The sequence below is a fragment of the Rhizobium sp. SVR5-9E genome (genome assembly GCF_056755095.1).
The window spans coordinates 1-246 of the sequence record NZ_JBNDHS010000617.1 but is presented as its reverse complement, the minus strand read 5'-3'; the positions used below and the strand labels follow the sequence as shown (position 1 = coordinate 246).

The 246-nt window shown below is 35.4% G+C and carries 1 protein-coding gene; it reads left to right on the top strand.

The genetic code is table 11. The annotated features are described in order from the left end of the window. Window positions 1-235: hypothetical protein (locus ACPYOJ_RS36280; RefSeq protein WP_481420524.1), on the top strand; the 235-nt coding region annotated here is incomplete at its 5' end. Window positions 236-246 lie beyond the last annotated feature (11 nt).

Sequence of the window (246 nt, the reverse complement as noted above, 5' to 3'; positions counted from 1 at the left end):
GCCGTTTCCAGCACCCAGAACAAAAGAGTACATCGATGATATGGCGATGGTAAGCATGAAGTTTTCTACCGTTTTCTCGTCTGTAAAAACAAAAAAGAAGAACAAAGACGTTGCCAGCGATATCCAGCACAGAGTAATAATATTCCTGCGTTTCATTATTGATCTTCTTGGTTCAAAAATAGCCTATAATAAAAATATTAAAAATAATTTTTTACCGAACTGTTATTTTTCGTGACTGAACGGGAT